The sequence below is a fragment of the Pseudomonas sp. FG98 genome (assembly GCF_057808595.1).
The window spans coordinates 1-25,984 of the sequence record NZ_JBMDIJ010000026.1; the positions used below are offsets into that span (position 1 = coordinate 1).

The 25,984-nt window shown below is 64.0% G+C and carries 16 protein-coding genes; 4 read left to right on the plus strand and 12 right to left on the minus strand.

Going from position 1 to position 25,984, the window contains the following annotated elements; all coding sequences use genetic code 11:
• Window positions 1–375: 375 nt before the first annotated feature.
• From ACODSK_RS16745 to ACODSK_RS16755, 3 genes are all read right to left on the minus strand, one after another.
• The gene (locus ACODSK_RS16745; protein ID WP_489017679.1) at window positions 376–1,710 is read right to left on the minus strand and encodes a PDZ domain-containing protein; all 1,335 of its coding nucleotides are present in this window, start codon (window positions 1,708–1,710) and stop codon (window positions 376–378) included.
• 86 nt (window positions 1,711–1,796) lie between these two features.
• Window positions 1,797–2,786: an NAD(P)H-quinone oxidoreductase gene (locus ACODSK_RS16750; protein WP_489017680.1), complete on the minus strand. Its 990-nt coding sequence runs from the start codon at window positions 2,784–2,786 to the stop codon at window positions 1,797–1,799.
• 16 nt (window positions 2,787–2,802) lie between these two features.
• On the minus strand, window positions 2,803–4,239 hold the full coding sequence (locus tag ACODSK_RS16755; protein ID WP_489017682.1) for an NAD-dependent succinate-semialdehyde dehydrogenase: 1,437 nt from the start codon (window positions 4,237–4,239) through the stop codon (window positions 2,803–2,805).
• Between the two features lie 165 nt (window positions 4,240–4,404).
• Here ACODSK_RS16755 and ACODSK_RS16760 point away from each other — a divergent pair, with 165 nt between their 5' ends.
• The gene (locus ACODSK_RS16760) at window positions 4,405–5,331 is read left to right on the plus strand and encodes a LysR family transcriptional regulator (protein WP_489017684.1); all 927 of its coding nucleotides are present in this window, start codon (window positions 4,405–4,407) and stop codon (window positions 5,329–5,331) included.
• Between the two features lie 42 nt (window positions 5,332–5,373).
• Here the strand turns inward: ACODSK_RS16760 and ACODSK_RS16765 are convergent, their stop codons facing one another.
• From ACODSK_RS16765 to ACODSK_RS16790, 6 genes are all read right to left on the minus strand, one after another.
• On the minus strand, window positions 5,374–6,384 hold the full coding sequence (locus ACODSK_RS16765) for a hypothetical protein (RefSeq protein WP_489017686.1): 1,011 nt from the start codon (window positions 6,382–6,384) through the stop codon (window positions 5,374–5,376).
• Window positions 6,385–6,393: 9 nt separating this feature from the next.
• Complete coding sequence (locus tag ACODSK_RS16770; protein WP_489017688.1) at window positions 6,394–7,413, minus strand: hypothetical protein; 1,020 nt, start codon at window positions 7,411–7,413, stop codon at window positions 6,394–6,396.
• Window positions 7,406–12,484, minus strand: a complete 5,079-nt coding sequence (locus tag ACODSK_RS16775; RefSeq protein ID WP_489017690.1) for an AAA domain-containing protein — start codon at window positions 12,482–12,484, stop codon at window positions 7,406–7,408. Before ACODSK_RS16775 ends, ACODSK_RS16770 begins: the two co-directional genes overlap by 8 nt.
• A gap of 172 nt (window positions 12,485–12,656) precedes the next feature.
• On the minus strand, window positions 12,657–14,012 hold the full coding sequence (gene gudD / locus ACODSK_RS16780) for a glucarate dehydratase (RefSeq protein WP_489017692.1): 1,356 nt from the start codon (window positions 14,010–14,012) through the stop codon (window positions 12,657–12,659).
• Window positions 14,013–14,045: 33 nt separating this feature from the next.
• A complete protein-coding gene (locus tag ACODSK_RS16785; protein WP_489017694.1) occupies window positions 14,046–15,413 on the minus strand; it encodes an MFS transporter in 1,368 nt (455 codons plus the stop codon).
• Window positions 15,414–15,561: 148 nt separating this feature from the next.
• The gene (locus ACODSK_RS16790; RefSeq protein WP_489017696.1) at window positions 15,562–16,593 is read right to left on the minus strand and encodes a LacI family DNA-binding transcriptional regulator; all 1,032 of its coding nucleotides are present in this window, start codon (window positions 16,591–16,593) and stop codon (window positions 15,562–15,564) included.
• 492 nt (window positions 16,594–17,085) lie between these two features.
• Here ACODSK_RS16790 and ACODSK_RS16795 point away from each other — a divergent pair, with 492 nt between their 5' ends.
• The gene (locus ACODSK_RS16795; protein ID WP_489017698.1) at window positions 17,086–19,746 is read left to right on the plus strand and encodes a zinc dependent phospholipase C family protein; all 2,661 of its coding nucleotides are present in this window, start codon (window positions 17,086–17,088) and stop codon (window positions 19,744–19,746) included.
• A 22-nt stretch (window positions 19,747–19,768) separates the two neighbouring features.
• Here ACODSK_RS16795 and ACODSK_RS16800 read toward each other — a convergent pair whose 3' ends face one another.
• A complete protein-coding gene (locus ACODSK_RS16800; protein ID WP_489017700.1) occupies window positions 19,769–20,563 on the minus strand; it encodes an NAD(P)H-dependent oxidoreductase in 795 nt (264 codons plus the stop codon).
• An 85-nt stretch (window positions 20,564–20,648) separates the two neighbouring features.
• Between ACODSK_RS16800 and ACODSK_RS16805 the strand changes: the two genes are divergently transcribed.
• Window positions 20,649–21,548: a LysR family transcriptional regulator gene (locus tag ACODSK_RS16805; RefSeq protein WP_489017702.1), complete on the plus strand. Its 900-nt coding sequence runs from the start codon at window positions 20,649–20,651 to the stop codon at window positions 21,546–21,548.
• On the opposite strand, the gene ACODSK_RS16810 is transcribed toward ACODSK_RS16805, so the two are convergent.
• Together ACODSK_RS16810 and ACODSK_RS16815 are read right to left on the minus strand one after the other, a co-directional pair.
• Window positions 21,545–22,924, minus strand: coding sequence for a hypothetical protein (locus tag ACODSK_RS16810; RefSeq protein WP_489017704.1), 1,380 nt, complete (start codon window positions 22,922–22,924; stop codon window positions 21,545–21,547). The genes ACODSK_RS16805 and ACODSK_RS16810 overlap by 4 nt on opposite strands.
• A 511-nt stretch (window positions 22,925–23,435) precedes the next feature.
• Entirely contained in the window at window positions 23,436–24,458 is a 1,023-nt protein-coding gene (locus ACODSK_RS16815) for a zinc-dependent alcohol dehydrogenase family protein (RefSeq protein WP_489017706.1), read from the minus strand.
• Window positions 24,459–24,678: 220 nt separating this feature from the next.
• Here ACODSK_RS16815 and ACODSK_RS16820 point away from each other — a divergent pair, with 220 nt between their 5' ends.
• On the plus strand, window positions 24,679–25,593 hold the full coding sequence (locus ACODSK_RS16820; protein ID WP_489017708.1) for a LysR family transcriptional regulator: 915 nt from the start codon (window positions 24,679–24,681) through the stop codon (window positions 25,591–25,593).
• Window positions 25,594–25,984 lie beyond the last annotated feature (391 nt).

The window sequence follows — 25,984 nt, forward strand, 5'->3', positions numbered from 1 at the left end:
AGCCGCTGGATCCGGGCCTGGCACAGGAACCTGTGGGAGCTGGCTTGCCAGCGATCAGGCCGGCAAGAACTACCCTGTCAGCAGGCTTGATGTTGAAGCTGATGGCCTAATCGCCGGCAACGCCGGCTCCCACAGGGTTCCGGATCAGCCGCTGGATCCGGGCCTGGCACAGGAACCTGTGGGAGCTGGCTTGCCAGCGATTAGGCCGGCAAGAACTACCCTGTCAGCAGGTCTGATGTTGAAACTGATGGCCTCATCGCCGGCAAGCCGGCTCCCACAGGGGTTCCGGGCCAGCCGCTGGATTCAGGCCAGACACAAAACCTGTGGGAGCTGGCTTGCCAGCGATTGATGCAGTGAGTCCACAGGCGAATCACCTCAGTTCAGCACCATCTGCAGATCCTTACGGGCCCGATCCCGCCAGACCACCACCGATGCCTTGTAGCCCTCGCGCATCCGCGAGCCGATGACATTCAGATCCTGCGGCGTGGCGATCTCCTGCCCCGACACTTCGATGATCACGTCCAGCGGCTTCAACCCGGCACGCTCGGCTTCTCCACCTTTTAGCGTTTCGATCACCCAGGCGCCCTTCGCCTCCGCCAGGCCCACGGCCTTGGCATAGTCGGCGCTGACCGGACCGATCTGCATGTCCAGCAGCGGCGTGGAGGTGGTCCGCTTCGGTTTGCTCGCAGCCACAGCCGGCGCAGCAGGCGCGGCGAGTGGCGGCCCGATCACGATCGGCACATTGATGAAGGCACTCTTGCGCCAGACCTTGAGCATGGCCGTGGCACCGGTGGGCAGCCGGCCGACCGCCACCTGGTAATCGATCGAATCAGCTACTGGCGCCGAATCCACGGCCACAATCACGTCGGTGAACTGCAAGCCGGCCTTCTCGCCATTGCCACCGGGGATCACCCGTTCGACCGAGGCGCCCGCTGCCGGCATGCCCAGCAGCGGCGCCTTGATCGGGTCGATCGGGCTGATGCCGATCCCGGTCCGGCCGGAGCCATTGGTGGTCCATGCCGGGCAGTCGCGGCTATCCAGCACCTTGCGCACGGCAACCCGCCGGCTCGCGCCCCAGGCCTGGGCGCCGACATCCGTCAGGCCTTCCATTTGCCGGCTGACGAAGAACGCCTGGTTGAGGTAATCGCAGGAACGGTTCTGGTAGTGCTCCGGGGTTTCCTCGGCGATCCACTGCGCCAGGGTCCTTTGTCGCGTGCCCTTGGGCGAAGTCGGCCCCCAGCCCGCCGGCGGATTGGCAATGACCGAGGCGAAACTGGCCGGATCCCGCTCCGGTGCGTCGAGTACAGGCGCCGGCGTTGCCGAGGCCGTCGACGAGGTGGGGGCCGTTACCGTGGTCGCGACAGTGTCATCCACTGAACAGCCCTTTTCCCTGGCCACCTGTTCCGCCGCCGATAGCGCCACCGGCCCGCCCCATTGGGTACTGTCGCGGGCCACGGCGGCCTTGCGCTCGGCCCACTGCACGGTGATCTGCGCGCAGGTCTGGCCACGATAGTGGTCGACCAGGTACTGCCTGACCTGCGCATCGTTCTGCGCCTTGAACTCGGCGTCGGTCGGCCCGGCTGCGTCGGCGGCATACATGATCGGATCGGTGATGATCGAGATCGGGTCGAGTATGCAACCCCCCAGCAGCGCCAGGGTCGATCCCAGCAGCGTTGTTCGTACCGCTTGTGCAGCGTTGATTCTTGTCAAAATGGCCGCCCTCCCCGAGCAAAATGCCATCATCTCTGATGGCATTGCCGGAGCATAGTGGCCACAAGCCAAATCCGCAGGAATATTCAGCCGTTCATCGTCAGGATGATCTTGCCGACATTCTCTGCCGACTCCATACGCCGATGGGCATCGGCGGCGCAGGCCAGCGGGAAGCTGCTGTCGACCACCGGCAGCAGGCGCCCGCCTTCATCGAAACGCTCCAGCCAGTGCTCGCGAAAACGCCGGACCATGGCGTGTTTTTCCCGCTGGCTGCGCGACTTCATCACGGTGCCGATGATCTGCAGATGACGGTAGAGGATGTCCTGCAATTGCAGCTTGACCTCGCCACCACCCCCGAGAATGCCGACCTGCACCAGCCGCCCGCCGTTGGCCAGGGAACGCAGGTTGCTGGCGAACCAGGGCTCGCCGATGAAATCGACGATCACATCGACGCCACGGCCCTCCGTCTCCCGGGCAATGACCTCGGCGAAATCCTCCTGCTTGTAGTCGATGACCCGATCGGCGCCGAGCTGTTCGACCCGCGCCCGCTTGCCGCCGTCGGCCGTGGCGAAGATCCGGGCGCCGCTGGCACGGGCCAGTTGCACCGCAGCCGAACCGACTCCACCGGCAGCGGCATGGATCAGCACCGAATCGCCCATCTGCAACCGCCCCAGGTGAAGCATGGCTTCGTGGGCGGTGACGAAGACTTCAGGAATCGCCGCCGCATGCACATAGTCCAGTTGCGCCGGAATCGGCATGGCCATGCGATGGTCAATACGGGCGATCTCGGCGTAGGCACCGCCACCGACGATGCCCATGACCCGGTCGCCGACCCGATAGCCGCTGACCTCGCTGCCGATCTCGATCACCTCGCCGGCGATTTCCAGACCAATGATCGGCGAGTCGCCGAAGTCGGGCCGGCCATAGCCGCCGCGGCGCTGGGTCAGGTCAGCACGATTGACCCCGGCGGCGTGCACGCGCACCAGCAGGTCCGTGGAGCGCACCAGCGGCGTGGCGACTTCGTTGAGTTCAAGGACTTCGGGACCGCCGAAGGTTTCCAGGGTAATGGCTTTCATGGATGGGTCTCCCGGCTCAGATCTGGCTGATGAATTTGTTGGTCAGGTAGTGCTCGATGCCTTCGCTGCCGCCTTCGGAGCCGTGGCCGCTGTCCTTGATCCCGCCGAACGGCAGTTCGGTGGCGACGATGCGGTACTGGTTGATACCGATCATTCCCGCCTGCAAGCCGTCGGCGACGTCGATGGCGGTGCGCGCGTTGTTGGTGAAGGCGTAGGCCGACAGTCCGTAAGGCAGGCGGTTGGCTTCTTCCAGCCCGTCTTCCAGCTCATCGAACGGCATCAGGATGGCGATCGGGCCGAAGGGTTCCTCATGCATGATCCGCGCGCTCATCGGCACCTCGGTCAAAACCGTGGGGGCAAAGAAATAGCCGGGGCCGGGCAGGCTTTCGCCGCCAGTCAGCACCCTGGCGCCCTTGGCCACGGCGTCGGCCACCAGTTCTTCCATCTTGCTCACCTGGCGCAGGTTGGCCAGCGGGCCGACCTGGGTGCGGGGATCGAGGCCATCACCAACCCGCAGCGCTCGGGTGGCGGCAACGAAGTGCTCGACGAATTCCGCATAGGCCGCGCGCTGCACCAGGAAACGGGTCGAGGAAATGCACACCTGACCGGTACCACGGAAGCGATTGGCAGCCCCTTCCCGCGCCGCGCGTTCGATATCGCCATCTGCGAACACCAGCACCGGCCCGTGTCCGCCCAGCTCCAGGGTGATCGGCTTGACCCCCTGTGCAGCCTTGGCCGACAGCAGCCGACCGACCGGCACCGAACCGGTGAAGGCGACCTTGCGGATCAGCGGCGATGCGATCAGTTGGCTGGAAACTTCATCCGGCACGCCGAACACCACTTGCAGCACGCCCTTGGGCAGGCCGGCATCGTCCAGGGCACGGGCGATGGCCAGGGCCGTGGCCGGGCTTTCCTCGCCGGGCTTGAGGATCACGCTGCAACCAGCGGCCAGAGCGGCGGACAGCTTGCGCGCCGGGGTGATCGCCGGGAAATTCCACGGGGTAAAGGCCGCCACCGGGCCGATGGGCTCGCGCTTGACCAGTTGCAGCACGCCGGGGCGGCTCGACGGCACTACTCGACCATCGATGCGCCGCGCACTCTCGGCGAACCATTCGAAGTACTCGGCGGCGCGGCTCACTTCATCCAGGGCCTCGGCCAGCGGCTTGCCCTCTTCCAGGGTCAGTTGCGTGGCGATGGCCTGGGCACGCTCGAGCAGCAGGTCGGCCGCGCCCTTGAGGATCCACGCCCGCTCGCTGGCCGGGGTGCGGCGCCACTGCTCGAACGCAGGCCCGGTTGCCGCCAGGGCCCGGTCAAGGTCGGCGCTGCTGGCCAGCGGCACGCGGCCGATCTCGGCTTCACTGGCAGGGTTGACCACAGGGGCGCTGGCACGGCCTTCAGTGCCGATCCATTCGCCGTCGATAAACAGGTAAAGCGGGTCGTAGGGGGTAGTCATGGTTGTCGTCTTCCTTAGGGTTGCCGGGGGCGGTAGCAGCGAGTCTAGGGAGGACGGCAGCTCGGATTTAGCCCGGCCAACGGGAATGACTGTTGTGCCAGAAGGAAATATCGCTTTTCATTTGCCGCGAATCCGCACAATCAACAGGGCTCGGGAAAGGTCGCAATGGACAAGCTGTCGAACATGGCGGTGTACGTGAAGGTGGTCGAGATGGGCAGCTTCACCGCCGTGGCCAACCACCTCGACTCGACGGTGGGCAATGTCTCTCGCGCGGTCTCGGCGCTGGAGCAGATGCTCGACGCACGCCTGTTGCAGCGCTCGACCCGGCGCCTGGTGGTGACCGATACCGGGCGGCGCTTCTATGAACGCTGCACCGCCATCCTCGCCGACCTGGACAACGCCGAGGCCGAGGCCCGCGACGCCCTGCTGGAGCCGCGCGGGACGCTACGGGTGCATTGCGTGCCCGGCCTGGCCCGGCACCTGGTGACCGAGGCGGTGCTGCATTACCGCAAGACCTTCGCCCAGGTCAGCGTCGACCTGCTGCTGTCGCAGAAAATGCCCAACCTGCTGGAAGACCAGCTCGACGTCTCGCTGCAGATCGCACGAACCCTGCCGGATTCGGCCTGGGTCAGCCAGAAGATCGGCGTCAGCCACTGCGTGCTGGTGGCCTCCCCCGACTACCTGGAGCGTCATGCACCGCCCGAGACGCCACAGGACCTTGCGCAGCATCAGTGCCTGCTGCTGGGTACGGTGGATTACGCGCGGGATGAGTGGCAGCTGAAAAGCCGGCATGGTGATGCCTGCTTCGTCCCTGCCGGGCCTGGCTTCAGCGTGAATGACATGGAGGCGATGGCGGTGGCAATCAGAAGCGGCGCAGGCATCGGCCTGCTGGCCGGGTTCTCGGCCATCGACGACCTGCGTGCGGGCAATCTGGTGCGGGTGCTGCCGGACTACTACACGCAGGAGCGCAATGTGTATGCGGTGTACAGTTCGCGGCAGTTCGTCGATGCCAAGATCAGCCGCTTCATCGAGGTATTGAAACATGAGGTGGGGCACCGGCTGGATCTGATTGCCCGGGAACTGATCAGTTGAATGCAACACGCTGGCCGAGGGCACTGCAGCGACTTTTACCCCTCAAGCCCGACACAACAACTGCCGAACCCAGCGATCCCTCGTCCGCGAACGCAACCACAGATGAACCCCGGCGCTGTCTGGCAGCGGCGGCTCGGCATCGAAGGCGATCAAGCAATCACTGCTGGCGATCGACTTGCCCATAAGCACCCCACGCCTGACCAATGCCACCTCACCCTCTGCGCACAGCTCATAGCAACCGTCCAGGGTCGAGACGAACCATTGCTGCTGAAAGCGACAGATACCCAGCGGTTCGCCCGGAACCTGGGCGAGCATGCCGACTTCGTCTGCGCTCACATGAATCACCGAGCCTCCCGCCGCCACCACCCATAGCGCCCCCGCTGGACCTTCGACACCGGCAATCAGATTGACGAAGGCCGTCGCCTCCTCTGGCCAGGGTCCCTGCAGGCGTTGCCAGGCACCTGGCGCGTTTCGACGCAGGAGCAATCCACCGTAGCCCAAGGCATGCACGGCGCCGGACGTCACAACGATCGAGTTGACGCCGCCCATGGCGCCCACACCCTGCTCTTCGTACTCGAGTCTGGCATGCTCGCCGGATGTCCAGCGATACAGACAACGGGATACGGTGCCAATCAGCAGACCGTCGTTGACCCAGGCCAGGCAACTGGCCAGCTCGATGCGCTCACCATCGGCGGCATGCCAGCTGATCTTGCGCGAGTACCAATGCCCTTCCCCCGGCAACTGCGGGTGTGCATCCATCCGCCGCCATCCGGCGACCTGCCGCAGGTCGCTGTTGGTGATCAACTGATCGTCCCGGGTGATGGCCCAGACCCGCCCATCCCCGTCAGCGACGATGCCCTGGATGACATCTGCCAGCCAGACACGCGCCCGCACACCCAGCCCGTCCGCCTCAGGCTCGCCACTGAGGATCCACGACGAGATGGGACTCTGTTCGTCATGCACATGCACAGCGAACCACGGCTGCTGCATGGCCAGGGTCAGGTCCGCCAGTTGATAGCGCCTGCCGTCAGGCACCAGGGTCGATTCAGTCATTGTCGGGGCTCATGTCGCGGATGGGAGTGGGGATGGCTGCGCTGGCTGGGCGCCGGGAGTCGTGGTGAGGCCGATCGGCAGCACATAGTCCAGGCCCTTGTTCAGGCCCGCATAGAAATCCCTGGCCTCGATCATCAGGGCCAGGGCCACGGCGCGACCGACCTCCTGGCGCTCGGGCCAGGTCATGTAACCGGCCTGGGTCAGGGCAAAGCCCTTGACACTGAACCTGGCGAAATCATCGCCGCTACCCAGGTGGCTTTTCTTGATTGCCACATCGACCCCCAGGTCGGCCGTGGTATAGACGTGGGTCATCCACACGAAGACGTGCTCCAGGTAGGCACCGAGTGTCGGTTTGGCAGTGCTGGCGAGAAGCTTCTTCAGCGCCAGATCCTGCTGTTCGGTGACATAGCGGTGCTGCGACCCTTTGTTCTGCGAGTCCTGCAGGTACGTCGCGAAGCTCTCGTCGAGGGTACTGGACTGCTTGCGGACCGCCATCCCGCGCAGCACTTCGTCGCGAATCAGATGGTCGGCATCGTACCCCCGGTAGATGCTCAGGACACTGCGGTTGGCAACACTCTTGGTCTTCTTGATGGCCTTGTAGGCACCAGCCAGCGTAGGCATCCGCAGCAGTTCGCGGATCTTCTCCTTGCTCTTCGCATCCAGGGTGTCCGTGCGCCAGTCGAGGCGGTTGATGTCCCGGGCAAGCGCCACGACCCCGTTGATCTCGTCACGCAGCACCTCGTCCTCGAGCGGGTAGGCCGCCTCGATCACGCTGGGCCGCAGGTTCAGCACCTCCCCCGGCGTGGTGAGCAGTTTCGAAATCACCGCTCGCGCCTCGCGCTCGCTCATCTTGTGCCCATCGGAGCGCGGGTAGGAAATGCCACCCACGTCGAAAGCGTCGACGTAGGTATTCTGCTCGGCTTGGTGAGCCGCCTGGAATGCCGCCTGGGCATTGACGTCGCCCGGGTTTTGCAGCACTGCGGCGTAGGCGCTTCGCACCCGGCTCATGGCCGCGAACTGGCTATTCATCCGTCAGCGCCTCCATCGGATCAAGCGGCCCGTGGCCGCGAATCAAGTCTTCAATGTGCTTGCCAAAGGTCGAGGGCCGGCCGTGTCCGCGCGCCTGCATCCAGGCCAGGAGGCGGTCGACCTTCGGTTCGAGCAGCGAGCGGGTGCGTACAGGGTGGTCGGGCAGTTCCAGGCGCAGGGCGGGCGCCTGCTCAGCGTCGAGCAAAACCTCCATCTCGAACGGCGCCCAGCCGTCGGTGTGACGCCCGATGCCGTCGGGGTCGAGGTCGAACCAGCCGGTGTAGGCGCCTGGCCGCCCGGTGATCAGCTCCACGCCGAGCTCGGTCTTGTTCTTGACCTCCCGACCCGGCCATGACAGCGGATAGATCCGGCGCACACAGTGCATCTCGCCATCGCGCACGGCAGAGGCCAAGGTGAGCCTGGTCATCATGTCGTAAAGCTGACGCTGCTGTGGCGTGAAGCCGGCCATCGACGGGCTGTCGGCGGCCACCTCGATATTCAGCGGGAGCAGAGCGCCATGGGCGCCGGCGCGGCCGCCTTTCGCCTCCGGCTCGCGCTCGGATGCATCCTCCAGCGCAGGTTCGGGGTCAGAGTCGGGGTCCGGGTCGACGGAGCTCTGCAGCGCCGTCACCGGCATCGCGGATGCCGCAGCCCAGGTGCTACGTGCCACTTCCGGCTGGCCAGCGAACAAGGCAATTACCTGCCCCTGTTCATCGATGGTCGGCGCCTCGGGCCCGGCGACAACAACCTCGCCAGCAGCCACCGGGGCTACGTCATCGAACCTCGACGCCCAGGTCCACAGGAACTGGCGATAGTCATCTTCGCTGGCCTCCACCCTGGTGGACAGATCGCCCAGCGCATTATCGAAATCCTTCAGCAACTCGTTCGCGCTGATCTTCTTCAACCAGCTCTTCTCCAGCAGCGTCCCAGCCTGGGCGCGCCCTGCCGAGGTGAGGTACAGCTCGCCCCGCTCATCAAGGGCCGCCCAGGCCGTGGAAGTGGTACGCAGAGCGGGCGCGTCCGCACCTGGGCGCATTTCGTAGAGTTTCTGCAACGCATTCATGGTGTACGACGGCAGCCAGCCGAAGCGCCTGAAGGCTTCCTGCAGAATCAGGTTGGTGCCAAGCGACTCGGCCGGCGCCAACAGACGCTCCTCCTGTTCGATCAGGCAGGGCGAGGTCGCGACGATGGCGTGCGGCAGCAGATCGACGAGTTTGTCGACCTGCTCTTTGTCATTGCTGCCCCAGGGTAACCAGGCCTCGCCTTCACGCAGCACCATCAGGCGTGCAGGCACCGGGGTACCGTTCACGCTCAAGCGGATGGCGATGCCCTGGCGCTTGCCCGGCCTGGCCGCGACAGGTGCAGAATCACCCTCCCCGGCCAGGGCCCGGAGCAAGGGTCCCTTGACCCGCCCGCCGCCGGGAATGCCATGGCGCAAGTAGACAGAGCCAATCAGGTTGTCCAGTATCCGCAAGGCAATGGCGCCGTAGGCCAGGCCCATGTTCAGGGCTCGACAAGCGCTGGCCGCGCGGGTTTCGGCGCCGTCACCATGAGTCTCGACACAATGCCCGTCCAACAGGGCCCTCTGCATTTCCTCCTTGGTCAAGGCATGGAAACGTATGCGCCGGATCCTGCGCACATGCATAAACCACGGCGCCTCCTTGAGCACCTGGATCATGTGCCAGGCGATGGCTTCGCCCTGAGCGTCATCGTCGGTGCCCAGTACCAGTTCGTCACACTGCAACAGGCGGCTACCGGTATTGCGCAGGGCGCTCGCAAGTTCACTGCCCTCGCGCTCGCTCAACTGCCAGTGCGGCTTGAGGCCATCCTGCCAGGCGACCGTCCCGGGCCCTGGCAAATCACGAATGTGACCGCCACAGCCGAACACCTGGGTACCCTCGCCCACCAATTCCTGAATGATCCTTGCCTTGTGCACCGACTCCACCACCATCAGGGTTGATGGTCCCAGCTTGCGAGCCGGCACCCGCGGAGCACCGGTGAGCCGTTCATGACCCGGCTCGCGCACCCCGGCCAGGCAGCGGCCGACCACGGCCGACGGCAAGTCGTTGAGCGGGTCCATCGCTTGCTGGGCAAAGAACAGGTCGGAATGGCCGAACAGGATGAAGCTCTTCTGCGCCCGGCTGATCGCCACGTTGAGCAGGCGGCCGTCATCGCGGTCGATGAATACCCGGTCGCGGTGGTTATCCGCCGTGCGGCAGGTGGCACGGCTTTCCCGGTTCACGGCACTGAATAGCACTACCGGCATTTCCGCACCCTGCAGGGTATGCACGGTGCCGATGGTCAAACGTGCGCTGAGATTGGCGTCCTCGGGATCGAGAAGCTCGCGTATCCGGCTCTTGATCGCCTCGACCTGACCGCGAAACGGGGTGACGATCGCTACCAGTTTTTCCAGGGGCACCGGCCGCTCCGGGTGCCCCTCGACCCGAGCGGCCCACTTCGCCAAACGCGGCCCGAATGCCCTAAGCCAATTGGCGATGGCCTCGGCTTCGCCAGGGTTGGACCAGGAGTCGCCCTTGCACGGCTCGTCATTAGGGCCGCCGGTCTGGTAGAACGCCAGCGGCGGCAGCGGGAAGGTGCCCTTCAGGCGCTTGCGCAGGCGGATTTCTTCGTCTCCTTCCAGCAGCGCCAGCCCAGCGTCCTCGAAGCAACCCGGCAACGGGTCGCGAACCATGGGTTTGAGCTCGCGGCTGATCACGTCGCCCTGCGCATCCCGGTCATGATCGTGATAGAGCAGGTCGATGCAAACGTTGATGATCGATTCCGCGCAGCGGTAATGCTCACGCAGCAGCAGACCATCACGCAGACGTCCATCGGGCATGGCCTCGGCAAAAGACGCAGAGGTCGCGGCCAGTTTCATCACCGAACCGCTGGCCGCGTCGGCGCCACGATACCGCAACCCCTCCAGCCAGGGCTGCTGGGGCCAGCGATCAGCCACCTGGCGGGCCTCCACTTCGGGAGTCACCGAAGACACCGGCGACAATTGCTTCATGTCACCCACGATCACCGCTTGCTTCGCCAGGGCCAGTACCGGTACGCCCAGTTCCGGCGCGGCTTGTCCCGCCTCGTCGATGATCAGCAGGTCGACGAAGGCGAACAGCGGCTGCTTGCCATCGCTCAGCAGATTCGGCGCGCTGTGCAGGGTGGCGACGATGCAGGGAAAGAGCATGGCCGCACGCCTAAGCGCGCTTTGCCGGTCCGGCGGCGTGGGACAGGCGATGACCGAGATCAGCCAACGGGTCTCCCAATAGCGTGCGGCGAGCTGGAAAATGACCGGGCGCCACACCACATCCAGCAACTTCTGCTGCTGCGCCTGGCGCGCCTGGGGTGTCGCGGCGCGGAGCAGATCCGCCTGGATGCCTTCAACCCATGCGCAGGACCACCCCTCACTCGGAAAGCGCTCGGCCAGGGCCTGCACATCGTCCAGTGCGTCGATGTCGGCCTGACGTTCGATGGCCGACACCAGACCGCTATGAAGTATCCCGGCAAGGGTCTCCAGGCCCTTGCAAAGCATGCTCGCCTCGACCTTTTCGGACTTCTGCTCACGCCAGATCTGCCGGATGACCTGACTGACCTCCTCTTTCTGCGCCTCACTGAACAGCGAGCGGAACAGTTCGGGCCGTTCAGTAAAGGCTTTCTCGAAGTGCCGCGCCAGCTTGAGTGCGGCGTCGCCTGGTTCTTTCCCAGCCTTTGTCAGGCAGGCAGAACCGACGCCATTGGTGCACAGGACCTTGTCCTTGACTTCAAGGATGGTGAATTCGAGGCGATGCTCACCCGCCCTGGATTTCGACGGCGCACTGGCAGTAAACCCGAGCAACCGTTTGCCGACCGGGTTCAGCCAGCGTCGCGCCAGGGGATGAACCCTGCCTACCGCGCCGTTGAACGTGCCCATCACGTTCTCCACACTCTGACCGGTAGCGCCGCACACAAAGGTCACCGGGCAATGCTCCTGTCGGTCATACGCCGCCAGAACCCACTGGTTGGCGATCATCGCCCGCAGCATCGCCGTCTTGCCGGTCCCTGGCGGACCGCTGACCGCCACCACTCCACTCTGCCCCTGCAAGCGCAGCAGAGCGTGCAAGGCACGGCGCTGCGAGTCGTTCAAAGGGTCCGCGCTACGCGCCGCGTCCGGTGCTTCGTTGTTTGCAGACTTGTCGACCATGGCCACATGCCGGGCCACAAGCGCAGCCGGGGCCGGCTCATCCACCACAATGCCCGAACGGAAGCGGTCGGGCTCGACCAACTGTGCCAGGGCGCCGATGTCCTCGGCAGCGGTCAGGGCCTTGTACACCTTGGCCAACGCCAGGGTCGCGTAACCCGGTTGTCGTGGGACCGCTAGCCAATACCCGGGGATCGAGGCCAAAGCATCTGCCTTGCCATCGGCCTGGACATTGTCGAACAGTGCCAGGCAACCTTTGACGTAGGTGCTCCAGGCCGGGTTCTGATTGAAGGTGAGAAGGAAACTGTTCAGTTCCTCGCGGTAAGTGTGGAAATGGCCAATGGCGGGCGGCAGCTCGGTCGGGCGTAGCATCGGCTGTGGCTCAAGCCACTGGCGAACGATCCGCGGGCGACAGTCGCCGAGGTCCTTGGGCAGGCAGACTTCGTTGCGCTCGTTCAGATCGAAAGGAAACCAGAAGGCAATGTTCAGTGGTCGCGGTGGCGGGGACTCGGATGTCTGCGGGTCCGGCCATATGGCGGAGGGCTTGTCGTTCGGCGAGGCGGTGCGGTGGAACACCAATGCCATGGGTATACGTGGATCCTCCACCGGCTTTTCCGGTTCGGGACCACTGAGTCCGGCCTCTTCCCGCGTTCTGCGCGCATCTTCCTCACGCCGTGCGCGCTCGGTGGCGACACGCTCGAGCAGAAACGCCAGCGCCGGTTTGTTTCCCTCGCTGAATCCCAAGGCAAAGTTCGGCCACGACATGCGTTCGACTTTCAGCACCGGGATACGCACATCGCTCGCCTGCATGCCAAGCAGATCATCTGCCGTCAGCGCCTTGTGCCAGTGATCCAGGATATCGGCCGGCAGTGACGCGACGCTCTCCTTTGTCATTCATTTCCTCCGTGAACATCTGCTTAAACCGCGGGCCAGAGCGGGTCGCGAGGGAGAATGATGGCTTATTGCCTTGCATGGTGCAATTCGGCGAGGGGGGGGGCAGGATGGTGGTGCGATGCGCCTGCCGCGATGAGGCAAGCAGGCGCAAGGACAATCAGGTTGCAGGCACTCAGCGCACCAGGCACGGCTTCTTGTTATCGAAGCGCCAACCCGACACCAGGTACTGCATGGCCACCGCATCATCCCGGGCACCCAGGCCCATGTTGCGGTAGGTCTCGTTGGCCTGCATCAAGGCATCCCGATCCAGTTCGATACCCAAGCCCGGTTTCTTCGGTACCTGCACCAACCCGCCTTCGATCTTCAGCGGCTCGCGGGTCAGGCGCTGGCCGTCCTGCCAGATCCAGTGGGTGTCGATCGCCGTGACATTACCCGGCGCGGCCGCTGCGACATGGGTGAACATGGCCAGGGAAATGTCGAAGTGGTTGTTGGAATGCGAACCCCAGGTCAGGCCCCAGTCATTGCACATCTGCGCGACCCGCACCGAGCCCTGCATGGTCCAGAAATGCGGGTCGGCCAGGGGAATGTCGACCGATTGCAACTGGATCGCGTGGCCCATCTGCCGCCAGTCCGTGGCAATCATGTTGGTGGCGGTGCGCAGGCCGGTGGCACGGCGGAATTCGGCCATTACTTCGCGGCCGCTGTAACCGTTTTCCGCGCCACACGGGTCCTCGGCATAGGCCAGGACGTGATGCTGGTCACGGCATAGGGCGATGGCCTCCTTCAGTGACCAGGCGCCATTCGGGTCGAGGGTGATGCGTGCTTCGGGGAAGCGCTCGGCCAGGGCAGTTACTGCCTCGATTTCCTCGCCGCCGCGCAATACACCGCCCTTGAGTTTGAAGTCCTTGAAGCCGTAGCGCTCGTAGGCCGCCTCGGCCAGGCGCACGACCCGCTCCGGGGTCAGGGCTTCTTCGTTGCGCACGCGGAACCAGGCGTTGTCGGCATCGTCCTCGCTGCGATAAGGCAGGTCGGTGCGCTGGCGGTCACCGACATAGAACAGGTAGCCGAGCATCTCCACCGCATCGCGCTGCTGGCCCTCGCCGAGCAAGGCCGCTACCGGCACGTCGAGGTGCTGGCCAAGCAGGTCGAGCAGCGCCGATTCCAGGGCGGTGACCGCATGCACGGTGATGCGCAGGTCGAAGGTCTGCAAGCCACGACCGCCGACATCGCGATCGGCAAAGGCACTGCGCACCTTGTTCAGCAGGCCCTGGTAGTTGCCGATGGACTGGCCGAGCAGCAGTTCGCGAGCGTCTTCGAGGGTCTGGCGAATGCTTTCGCCGCCCGGCACTTCACCCAGGCCGATGCGCCCGGCGTTGTCCTTGAGGATCAGCACGTTGCGGGTGAAGTACGGGCCGTGGGCGCCGCTGAGGTTGAGCAGCATGCTGTCATGGCCGGCCACCGGGACCACTTGCAGTTCGGTGATCAGCGGCGCGCCTTGGGTGGTCTGGGTCGAGGTCAGTGCGTTCATGACATTTCCTTGTGGTCTTGTTGTATTCGGAGCTCAGTGAGAAGCCTGGGTGGTGGCGGGAACCGCAGTGGGCTCGCTGGTGCCGCGCAGTTCGATGCGCTTGATATCGCCAACCACGAACAGGTAGCTGATGGCCGCGATGAGGGCGTTGGCGCCAATGAACACCAGGGCCATCTTGAACGAGCCGGTAGCGGCGATGATGTAGCCGATAACGATCGGGGTGGAGATCGATGACAGGTTGCCGATGGTGTTGAACAGGCCGCCGGCCAGCCCGGCGATCTGCTTCGGCGAGGTGTCGGAAACCACCGCCCAGCCCAGCGCGCCGACGCCCTTGCCGAAGAACGCCAGGGCCATGAAGGCCACCACGATCCAGTCCGCTTCCACGTAGTTGCAGACGATCATCGACATCGACAGCACCATGCCCAGCACGATCGGCGTCTTGCGCGCCACGCTCAGGGAGTTGCCGCGGCGCAGCAGCCAGTCGGAGAACACGCCGCCAAGGATGCCGCCGAGGAAGCCGCAGATCGCCGGCAGCGAGGCGATGATCCCGGCCTTGAGGATGGTCATGCCGCGCTCCTGCACTAGGTACACAGGAAACCAGGTGAGGAAGAAGTAGGTCAGCGAGTTGATGCAGAACTGGCCCAGGTAGACCCCGGCCATCATGCGGTTGCCCAACAGTTGACGCAGGTCGGCCCAGCGCGGTCCGGCGGCGCGCTGCTGTTTCTGTTCTTCGAGATCGACCAGGCCGCCGTTGCTGGCGATGTACTCGACCTCGGCAGCGTTGACCAGCGGGTGCTTGCGCGGGCTGTGGATGACCTTCAGCCACACCAGCGAGAACAGCATGCCGAGCACGCCCATCATGATGAACACGTGCTCCCAGCCGAAGCGGTAGACGATCCAGCCCATCAGTGGCGCGAACAGCGCGGTGGCGAAGTATTGCGCGGAGTTGAACACCGCCGACGCGGTCCCCCGCTCCTTGGTCGGGAACCAGGAAGCGACGATCCGCGAGTTGCCGGGGAACGACGGCGCCTCCGCCAGCCCTACCGACAAGCGCAGCAGCACCAGCAGGACCACCGCCGTGCTGACGCCGAAATCACCGACGAAGCCTTGCAGGAAGGTAAAGAACGACCAGGTGAAGATGCTCCCGGCATAGACCCGCTTGGAGCCAAAGCGGTCGAGCAGCCAGCCACCGGGGATCTGCCCGAGCACATAGGCCCAGCCGAAGGCGGAGAAGATATAGCCGAGGGTGATGGCATCGATGCCCAGCTCTTTCTGGATGCTCGAGCCGGCAATGGAAATGGTCGCGCGATCGGCGAAGTTGATTGTCGTGACCAGGAACAGCATGAGCAGGATCAGGTAGCGGACGCGGGTCGGCTTGGCAGCCGGAGTGGCCTGTTGCATGGGTAACGCTCCCACGGATTTATTGTTGTGCGGGTAGTCGGTTTGCTCGCTGAAGACATATGTCGTCGTACAACGATAACGTTATCATGGTATGGATAACGTTATCATTCAAGCAGCAATTTCATGTTTTTCGTCGGACAGGCGAAATTCAGGTGCTGGCGCGTTCGATCAGGAAGAAGCCGGTGTCGTGATGTTCTACCGCCTTGCCGCCGGCCAGACGGCGCAGCAGCGCCTCGGCCACGGCGCGGCCCATGGCAGCGGAATTGACGCTGATGGTGGACAGCGGCGGATGGGCATGCTGGCTGTCGACGGTATCGCCGAAACCGAGCACGGCGATGTCTTCGGGTACGCGCAGGCCTTGTGCAGCGGCCTCTGCAAGCACGCCGAGGGCGACGCTGTCGGAGCTGCAGAACACCAGTTGCGGATGCGTTTCTCGCTGCAACAGGCGTCGCAGCCCTTCCCTGCCGACGAACCAGGTGGACGGCAGCGGCAGCACCTCGACCGGCACATCAGTGATGCCGAGTTCGCCCAGGCGCCGGGTCATGCCCTCGCAACGGCGGATGCCGCGCGGGTCGTCGACGGTGATCACGGCGAAGCGCTGGTAGCCTTTGCCATGGAAATGCTCGGCAACCAGTTGTCCGACCTCTTCATGAGAGAAACCGACCTGCATGTCCAGGGCGTGCTCGCTCAGGTCCCAGGCCTCGACCACCGGAATCCCCGCCGAGGCCAGACGCGCGCGGCTGCCGTCGGTGTGCAGGGTGCCGGTCAGCACTATGGCGTCCGGGCGCCGTCCGAGAATCGCCTCCAGCAGCGCCTCTTCCTTTTCCGGCGAGTAGCCGGTCGGGCCCAGCAGCGAGTGATAGCCCGCCTCGGTCAGGCGCTCCATGACGGACTGGACCAGGGTGGCGAAGATCGAGTTGGCGATGGTCGGCAGCAGGATCGCCACCAGCCGGCTCTTGCTGGTGGCCAGGCTGCCGGCCAGAAGATTCGGCACATAGCCCATTTCCCGGACCACTTCCAGCACCCGTTCGCGGGTGGCTTCGCTGACCCGCTCGGGGCGATGCAAGGCACGGGACACGGTGATCGGCGACACCCCCGCCACCCGTGCCACATCGATGACGGTGACCGGGATCTCGCCCTGTTCGGCGATGGCCAGTTCTCTTCGGGATTTTCTTGCCACGGGGTTCTTCCAGGACGGGTGGTTCGGTAGGGGCGACAAACTTGCACGCTGTACGAAATGCATTCGAGACCTGTTTTAACGCGGCATCGGCAAGTTCGAACGCATTTCGTACAGAGCCTAACAAAACTTGGCTGGGCGAATCCTGATGATCACAGCTTTCAAGCTGCCAGCCGCTCCTGAACGACACATTCGCCGAAGCTGCGGCTTGGTCGATATCCACCGTGATTGCCGCTGGCGCACCATGCCGTGCATCGGAAGACCACGAAAAAGTTCACTTTTTGTTGCGCCGATCAGCACACCAATAATGGCACCCTGCTACGTTGAAAACCAACGGGTAGTTGATTGCCCGGTTCGAGGCGCCTTCCCAGGCCTTCCTCGCGCAGCAGGACAATACCGCGCGTCAATGCATTCGCACGTCTATTGAAAGTTCGAATGTCTGGGTGATCGAACCCGGCCTTGCCACAAGCGCCGGAACATCACCAAGGAGGCTACATGAGCAGGACGCTTGGCATTCTCGCGTGGTTGGCAGTCATTCTGGTACCGACACCCGCTGCCGCCTTCGGTCTGAAGACCCACATCTGGATTGGTCAGCAGATCATTACCGAAGTGAGTCGATCATGTCGCATCGAAGTCGGCGATGTCCCCGTGACCCTGGACGCAGCGCTCTGTTCAAGCATTCGCAACCAGCCACAGGCGTTTCTCGCCGGCACCCTCGGTCCGGACGCCTACCCGGACCTGATCACCGGGCAGGTGACCACCCATCCCGGCCTGGAAGATGACTGGAGCACCAGCGACTGGCTGGTGCACTTCTACAGCACCGCCAAACCAGGCGCCGAACTGGCCTTCGCCGCAGGTTATCTGGTACATGCCGCCAGCGATGTGTTCGCCCACACCTATGTAAATGCCTATTCGGGCGACATTTTCATGCTTGGCGACGAACGCGCCGTGGAGCGCCGGCACTTCGTCCTGGAAAAGTACATCGACGCCAGGCTGCCTGGCTTCTCCGTCGCACCTGATGACCTGCGCATACCGACCGAATACCTGCGGGATCGACTGATCTTCGACTCCTCCGCCGGACGCACAGCCAACAAGTCCGGGGTGGCCGGGCATATCTCGGCGATGAACGGGGTCCGGGTGTCGGTCGAACACTTGGCCGATCAGCTCGACGACCTGGAAGAGGACGCCGGACGCCTGCTGGGTGACTATGTGGCCAAATCCATCGACCTGGGGGCGCAGGTCAATAACGGTGAAGCGCAGCTCAAGGTCGCCCGCGAGGCCCTGGCACTACGCGAACAGCAACTCGCCCTGCTGCAAGGTGCGCTGGACACCGCCGAAGCCACCTTCAACGATGCCGCCGACGCCCTGCAGAAGAACCAGGACCTGATCAATCTCAAGTCCCTCGAAGCCCAGGCCGCCGCTGCCGCGGCCGAAGCCGCGCGCCAGGCCGCCACGGACGGCGCGGATACCCTCGCGCGCCTGAGGAACTCGCTCAGCGACCTGAACAACCAATTGATGACAACCCCAAGCAAGATCGCCGTCGAACAGTGCCATAACGTGCTGGTGGACCTGGGATGCAACTGGACCTGCCTGGGTGGAATAGTTCCGTTCTGCAAGAACGTCTGCAAGTCGGTGAACAAGCAGGTTTGCAGTCTCGTCGATGCGGTCAACAACGTTTACACCAACCTGGTCAACGAAGTCACTGCCACCGAGAAACGCATTACCGACATCCAGGCGGCCGTGGCCAAGGCTGCTGCGGAGACTACAGCCAATGTCGCCAAGGAGGCTGCCGCGCTCCAGGAAAAACTGGCCGCCGAGAGCCAGCGCATGGCCCTGCAAGCAACCCGGGACGCCGCAAGCGCCGCGTTCGAGGTACAGCGTGCGCAATTCCAGGCTGAGCAGCAATTAACCAGCACGGCGAGGCAAACTGCCGACGAAGCGGCCGCCCGCCTCGCCGAACTGCGTGAGAACCTGCTCAATACCGATTTCATCCGCGACGGCATCAAGGACCTGATCGCCCGCTCCGACATTCTTTCCGGATACGCGCATAACTGGAGCACCGGCATCGCCGTGGCAGGTCGGGAATACATCGAGACCTCGCATCGGGTCGCCATCGGCCTGCTCACTGGGGAATCGCATTTCGTCTCGGAGTACCTGCATTGGATGCAGTGCTATGGCAGCGCCTTCACGCCCAAGCCTTACCAGGTCGACGAGAGCATTTGCAAAGCGGTGGCCTTCTACGAACAGTTGAACGACGAATTCAACCAGCTCGTGGAGCGGATTCTGCCGCCGCCCCTCTCCGACCTGCATCGCCGCCTGAACGAACTGAAGGATCACCTGAAGAACCAGGCCAAGCGGGCCGCCGACGATGCCGCGTTGCAACTGACAAAATTCATCGCCCCGGATGGCACCACCGGCGACTTCATCGAGCTCCTGGCCCGACCGGAAAACGCTACGGCGGCGAAGCTCAACGAGGTGTATCGCGTCACCGGAGACTCGGCGGGCAAGGATCTGCTGGTGTTCGACGCCATCGCCCAGCAGATCGACCAGGATATCGGCCTTGAACAGGGTGTACTGGACCCGGATGCCTTCGCTGCGCTCAAGCATGCCCGCACCCTGTCGAAGATGGCCCTGCTCGACGTGGCAGGGCTGCGCAATCTGGTCTGGGTGCTCGGTGGTAATCCACAGCAGATTCCCGATAGCAGCGTTCCGGGACGCTACTCGGCGCTGTACAGCATGGTCCGCTCCATCGACGGCAACCACCAATGGCAACGTTACGGCCTGCCCTACGCCCGTACCAGCGGCGAGCCGACACCAAGTTCTGCCAAGGAGCGGCGCTACGGACATGGAACGGGCGAGCCCCAGGGGGGCTTCATCCTGTTCGCCAACCCGCAACTGCGGCAAACCGTATTCGCCAGGGTGTTCGATCGCCCGGTCAGCGGCGCGCTGGCACACCATCCGCGCCTGGCGGCGGGCGTGTATCCATTCCCGGAATGTGCCGCGCAGCCATTCCCCGTAGCCATGGATGATACAGGGGCCCCCCTGCCAGACAGCTCGGCCTGCACTTCGCTTGGGGCCAGTGCAACAGGGGTAGAAAGCAACAACTGGGAATGGGCCCGACGCCTGCTCAACCGATTCTCACTGACACCGAACTGAAATCGGCCGAAGCCTGGGTCGATCAGTCTCGCAACTGCGGTCCCTGCAGATGGATCCCAAGCCCCTCCTCTCCCGGCGCCAGCTCCGGCCGGAGGGTCAACTCGGGGATCAGGTAGTCCCCGGCGTTCTGCCGGCGGAAGGGAATCGGCGCATCGCTCCACAGGCCATCCAGGCGTTGCTCCAGCTCCGCGCACGCCTGGGCAAAGGCCGTTTCGTCGATGCGGCTGGTGCGATGCAGCACGAACGGCGGCAGGACCTCGAAGCCCGGGTAGAACAGGATGCCGTGCTGGATCGGGAACAGGATCGCGTCCATCGGCCCGTTGATCCCGCGTGGCGCATAATGCGATTCCCAGCCACCGGTGCTGACCATCAGCATCGCGCGCTTGCCGCTCATGCTGCCTTCGCCGTAGCGGTCGCCCCAGTGTTGATCGGAATGCTCACCGACGCCGTAGGCGAAGCCATAGGCATAGACCCGGTCGACCCAGCCCTTGAGGATCGCCGGCAAGCCGAACCACCACAGGGGAAACTGCAGGATCACCGCGTCGGCCCAGCGCAACTTGTCCTGCTCCAGGGCGATATCGGCGCTCTGGGTGCCGTCGGCATAGGCCTGGCGCGAGTCTTCCGAGGCGCGGAAACGCGTGCCGGGCTGGCTTGCGGTGTTGTCCGCGGCGTCGATCTGCGCCTTGAAGTTCATTGCATAGAGATCCGAGACCCGGACGCTGTGGCCCTGGTTCTGCAAGTAAGCGAGGGCATGGTCCTTGAGCGCGCCGTTGAGAGAGCGAGGCTCAGGGTGGGCGTAGACGATCAGTACATTCATGGTGACACTCCGTAAGGGGATGGAGCGCATCATGCGCGGTGCTGAGATATAGTAGAAATGAATATCCAATATCCCAGGCATTGCCATGCACGATACCTTGCGGCGCCTCGACCTCAATTTGCTGGTCACCCTCGACGCCCTGCTCGCCGAACACAACGTGACCCGCGCGGCGCAACGCCTGCACCTGGCGCAGCCGACGGTCAGCGTGCAACTGGCACGCCTGCGCGAGCTGCTGGACGATCCCCTGCTGCTCCCCGGCCCCCGTGGCATGCGCCCTACCGCCCGGGCCGAGGCGTTGCGTGCGCCGCTGCGCCAGGCGCTGGAAGCCTTGCACCAGGCCATCGCCCCGACCCAGCCCTTCGACCCCGCCAGCGCCACACAGACCTGGCGCCTGGCAGCCACTGACTACGGCGCCTCGACCATTCTGCTACCGGCCCTGGCGAAGATCCGCAGCGCCGCCCCGGCGACCCGCATTGCCGTACTCGACCTGCAACCGACGGCCATCGTGCACCAGGCAGAACGCGGCGAGATCGACATGGCGTTTCATATCGCCGAGGCCGCCCCGGCAGAGTTGCGCCAGCGTTCGCTGTTCGTCGAGCGCTACGTTCTGGTAGGGCGCAGCGACCACCCCGGCCTCAGGCGCAAGCCGACGCTGAAGCAGTTCTGCGCTCTGGAGCAGGTCATCGTGTCTCCCGATGGTGGTGGCTTCCATGGCCCGACCGACGTGGCCCTGGCGGAACAGGGCCTGAGCCGCCAGGTGGTGCTGTCGGTGCCGCACTTCATGCTGCTGGCCTCGGTACTGGCCAGCACCGACCTGGTGGCCATGGTGCCCGAGCGCCTGGTCAGCACCGATCCGCGGCTGAGGGTGGTAGAGGCGCCACTGGCGGTACGCGGCTTCGAGATGCTGATGCTGTGGCCTGAACGGGTGCATCGGGATCCGGGGCATCGCTGGCTGCGTGAGGTGATCGCAGCGGGAATGGCCTAGCCACGCCTGAGCAGCGGCGAGCGCCGATACAGCGCCTGCAAGGTCGCCATCGGCAGGCCGCTGGTGCTGGTCAGCCATTGCAGCACCGGATCGGTGGCCGACTGGCCTTGCAAGGCCTTGTGCAGGTAAGGCAGGGCCACGAGCATGCCCGGATGGCAACGGCGCAGGAAATCCTCCAGGCGTCGCCCCTGATCGATGATCGGCGCAAATAACAGGCAGACCAGTTGGGTCTCGCTGATACCCCAGGCCTGGGAGGCGAAGTCCCCGGCCAGGCGCCGCACCTGCTGCAGGTCCTCGCCCTTCTGCCACGGACCGAGCAAATGTTCGCGCAGGGCCGCTGGTAATTGTCCGGCCTTCATCGCCTCCTCGCTGCGCTGCACGCAACTGTCCACGCCATCCTGGTAGCAGCCTTCCTCGATGAACTCGCGGTGCAACCCCGACAGGTGCGCCCGCAGCAGAGGGTTGCCGACCTCGCAATCGGGAAAGCCGAAGGCCCATTCGTCATGCTCGTAGCGCAGCAGTTCGCCGAGCAAGGGGCCGTGGCCGCAGGCCGGGTCGTAGGTCAGATCGTCGATGGCAACGAAGCGCGGCATGCGCCCCCGCGCCTCGAACACCCTGGTCTCGGCAGGCTTGTCCGCCGGCAAGGGCATGCGGTACTCGTCACGGATCGCCGCCACCACCTCGAACAGCGCCCGGGGAAAGGCCTCGATCGGCCTTACCCGCGGCACCCCGGCGGCACGCATCATGCGCAGGGCGGTGGCCATGAAGCGCTTGCGCCGGGAGGCCGGCTCGCCGCTGATCAGCACATCCACCCCGCCATTCCAGGCCGCGCCCAGGCGGTGCAGATCGGCCAGGTCGAGATAGTGGCGATGTCCCAGGGCCATTTGCTCGTCGCCTGCCGTCACGTGACCGGCCATCAGCACGGCATGGCGGTCGGCCTGTTGCTGGGCCCGGCAAATCGGCTGGCGGACATCGAAGCCGCGTACCTGGCCGTCCTCCAGCATCAACAGTTCGACCCGGGGATCGTCATGGACCACCAGTGCGGCGAAGGCGCGCTCGATGTTGCTCAGCACCACTGCCGGCATATCGCTGTGCCGCGCCGTGGCAATGCGCAGGACGAAGGTGCCGGGCGAGCGCGCCGCCAGGCTCAGTTGCGCAGCACGCAGAAACGCCAGGCTCTGGGTGCTGTGCTGGCTGCCGGTATGCACCAGCATGACCTTGAGCCCGCCGATGCACTCCAGGCCGCCGGCAATCACCAGCAGACGCTGGATCAGCAACTGCAACGAGGCGCGCTGCCCTTGGGTCATGCGCTCCAGCACCCGTTGCAATACCTGCTGATAGACATACTGCATGGCCTGGTCGTGAATCGCGCCCATATTCAATTCCCTGATAGTTATCGCAACCGTTGAAAACCCGAAGACCGCTCGAAAGTGCAAAGGTGAAATGCCCACGAAGTTCAGCGTGGTTATACGAGAGCGGCAGAGTGTCTGTATTGAAGGAAACTTCCTACATTCCTACAAAAACAACTGACAAGTTGTCAGGTATCGCGGCAGAACCTTGCTGCATCGGGCGCCAGGCCTTGCAGGCCGGGCCTCAACTCGTTCGAGCAATTCGACGGACATATCTCGCTCCTTGAGACGACAACGGACCAAACACTTTTCTTGTATGCGGACAAGTATCTGTCATGCAGGCTCCGGTGATTTACGCACATCGCCGGGTAACTCTACAGACAGTGAAATATCTTGATTCCGACAGCAACAACATAGCCCAAGCCATGTCCTTAGTCCCTATAAGACTAATAGGAAATTTCTGAAAATTTAGGAGGCAAATTTCACAAAAAAGCCCGAGAGGATTCTCGGGCTTGGTGGGAAGCGGCTAAAGACCGGCTCAGGCGTCCGGCAATTCGAGCACGACGCGCCCGCCGCAAGGGCATTCATCCATATGCCGGTGGGCATCCACCACCCGCTCGAAGGGGTAGACCTGGATGATCTGCGGCAGCAACTGGCGATCCGCAGTGAACTGGTTGATGTCGCGCAAGGCCCGGTGCAGGGCGACCTGGTCCTGGGTGATGCCCAGTTCCGGCTTGCCGGTGAAGTTGCCGATGCAGTGGACGAAGAACTGGATGTTCTTCTGGAACGCCGCACAAGCCGGGAATGGTGTCTGGTTGCCGCCCTGCAGGCCATACAGCACCAGGCTGCCACGCGGCGCCAGGACATCGCCGAGCAGCGACATCTGTGGCCCGCCCAGGCCGTCGAGGACCATGTCGACACCACGGTTGTCGGTGTACTTGTTGATCTGCATGAGCAGATCCTGTTCCTCGGTGACGATCACCTTGTCGGCACCCAGCTTGAGCAGCGGCTCGCGCTCGTCGGCCTCGCGGGTCGCGGCGATCACCTTGAGGCCCAGGGCCTTGCCCAACTGCACGAAGGACGGCCCGGCGCAATGGCTGGCGTCGGTGATCAGCGCGGTCTGCCCGGCCTTGGCCCGGGCCAGGTCGACGTAGGCGAAATAGGCGATGAGGAACGGCGTGTAGTGCACGCTGGCCTCGATCGGGCTGAGGATGTCCGGGTAGCGGGTCAGCGCAGTGCGCGGCAGGACGATGACCTCACCGTAGACCGGATGCTCGTTGGGGCTGGTGGCCGGGAAGCTGGCGACCTTGTCGCCCACGGCCAGGTCATCGACGCCCTCGCCCACGGCGGTGACCACGCCGGCCATTTCATGGCCGATACCGGATGGCAAACGTGCCTGGGACGGCGCCAGATTCTGCCGCCAGAGCACGTCGTACCAACTGATGCCAATCGCCTGGACACGAATCTGCACTTCCCCGGCAGCTGGCGCGGGCGTGGGCAGCTCCTCTATCTTGAGCACCTCGGCCTGACCGAACTTGTGGAAACGGATCATGCGGGACATCGCAAACCTCGCCTTTTAAACCTCTAATGCCCTGAACTCTATCGGGGCTTTCACGGTAAGACCATCAGTGGTCATTAATAGTCGACATGCTTGTCATCGATTGGGCTCATGCTACGGCTCTTGCCGTAAACTGGCACACAGCCATAATCTGCAACGCAGGGTAACAGTCTTTGCCCGCAAGATTCACCTCTCGCCCCATTCCGCCAACGAAGCGAAGCCGATGAACCGAAACGACCTGCGCCGCGTCGATCTCAATCTTTTGATCGTTTTCGAGACCCTGATGCACGAACGCAGCGTGACCCGTGCGGCGGAAAAGCTGTTCCTCGGCCAGCCGGCGATCAGCGCCGCGCTGTCGCGCCTGCGCACCCTGTTCGACGACCCGCTGTTCGTCCGTACCGGGCGCAGCATGGAGCCGTCGGCGCGGGCGACGGAGATCTTCGCCCTGCTCTCCCCGGCGCTGGACTCCATCTCCACCGCGGTCAGCCGCGCCGCCGACTTCGACCCGGCGACCAGCACCGCGGTGTTCCGCATCGGCCTCTCCGACGACGCCGAATTCGCCCTGCTGCCCCTGCTGCTCAAGCGCGTGCGCGCCGAAGCCCCGGGCGTGGTGCTGGTGGTACGGCGGGTCAACTACCTGCTGATGCCCACCCTGCTCGCCTCCGGCGAAATCTCGGTTGGCGTCAGCTACACCGACGACCTGCCGGCCAATGCCAAGCGCAAGGTGCTGCGGCGCAGCAAGCCGAAACTGCTGCGGGCGGACAGCGTGCCGGGCGCGTTGAGCCTGGATGACTTCTGCAAGCGGCCCCACGCGCTGGTGTCGTTTGCCGGGGACCTGAGCGGGTTTATCGATGAAGAGCTGGCCAAGGTCGGCCGCGAGCGGCATGTAGTGCTGGCGGTGCCGCAGTTCAATGGACTGGGGAGTTTGCTGAGCGGGACGGATATCGTGGCGACGGTGCCGGACTATACGGCGGATATCCTCACGGCGGCCGGAGGGTTGCGGGCTGAGGAATTGCCGTTGGAGACGCGGACGTTCGAGCTGCATATGGCCTGGCGGGGGGCGCAGGATAATGATCCGGGGGAGAAGTGGTTGCGGTCGAGGATTAGTATGTTCTTTGGGGATCCGGATAGTCTCTGAGCCCCCTCTAAAGCCCCATCAAAATCCTTTAAAACCAGCGTCTTATACGACTTATCAGTCCATGACCGTCCTTCCAAACCCACTGGTTTCCAAGGGCCTTGGGGGATAACTGGGGGCAACTTTTGGCAATTTTAAAAGTGATGCCCCCTTATGTTGCCTCCAGATCAGCCACCAGTGATCAGGCGAAAACTCAGCGATGCCTACGTCCGCGCTGTGACCGAACCTGGCAAATTATACGGATGGCCGAGACTCGCATCGGGCGTGCGAGCCGTTGAAAGCAAAAGTCTTTCTGCCATTCCAGAAACGGGAATAGCCTTGATTCTGGACTCATTGTTCGTGGCTTGCACCCGCTAGCCAAACACCCATGATTCCCCCTACGGCGACGGGATTA

What these genes read in the sequence shown, in the direction of transcription:
- ACODSK_RS16795 (WP_489017698.1), top strand. Translation starts at nt 17,086, where the DNA reads ATGAGCAGGACGCTTGGCATTCTCGCGTGGTTGGCAGTCATTCTGGTA.
- ACODSK_RS16785 (WP_489017694.1), bottom strand. Translation starts at nt 15,413, where the DNA reads ATGCAACAGGCCACTCCGGCTGCCAAGCCGACCCGCGTCCGCTACCTG.
- ACODSK_RS16775 (WP_489017690.1), bottom strand. Translation starts at nt 12,484, where the DNA reads ATGACAAAGGAGAGCGTCGCGTCACTGCCGGCCGATATCCTGGATCAC.
- ACODSK_RS16770 (WP_489017688.1), bottom strand. Translation starts at nt 7,413, where the DNA reads ATGAATAGCCAGTTCGCGGCCATGAGCCGGGTGCGAAGCGCCTACGCC.
- gudD (WP_489017692.1), bottom strand. Translation starts at nt 14,012, where the DNA reads ATGAACGCACTGACCTCGACCCAGACCACCCAAGGCGCGCCGCTGATC.
- ACODSK_RS16805 (WP_489017702.1), top strand. Translation starts at nt 20,649, where the DNA reads ATGCACGATACCTTGCGGCGCCTCGACCTCAATTTGCTGGTCACCCTC.
- ACODSK_RS16815 (WP_489017706.1), bottom strand. Translation starts at nt 24,458, where the DNA reads ATGTCCCGCATGATCCGTTTCCACAAGTTCGGTCAGGCCGAGGTGCTC.
- ACODSK_RS16820 (WP_489017708.1), top strand. Translation starts at nt 24,679, where the DNA reads ATGAACCGAAACGACCTGCGCCGCGTCGATCTCAATCTTTTGATCGTT.
- ACODSK_RS16755 (WP_489017682.1), bottom strand. Translation starts at nt 4,239, where the DNA reads ATGACTACCCCCTACGACCCGCTTTACCTGTTTATCGACGGCGAATGG.
- ACODSK_RS16800 (WP_489017700.1), bottom strand. Translation starts at nt 20,563, where the DNA reads ATGAATGTACTGATCGTCTACGCCCACCCTGAGCCTCGCTCTCTCAAC.
- ACODSK_RS16760 (WP_489017684.1), top strand. Translation starts at nt 4,405, where the DNA reads ATGGACAAGCTGTCGAACATGGCGGTGTACGTGAAGGTGGTCGAGATG.
- ACODSK_RS16750 (WP_489017680.1), bottom strand. Translation starts at nt 2,786, where the DNA reads ATGAAAGCCATTACCCTGGAAACCTTCGGCGGTCCCGAAGTCCTTGAA.
- ACODSK_RS16810 (WP_489017704.1), bottom strand. Translation starts at nt 22,924, where the DNA reads ATGGGCGCGATTCACGACCAGGCCATGCAGTATGTCTATCAGCAGGTA.
- ACODSK_RS16765 (WP_489017686.1), bottom strand. Translation starts at nt 6,384, where the DNA reads ATGACTGAATCGACCCTGGTGCCTGACGGCAGGCGCTATCAACTGGCG.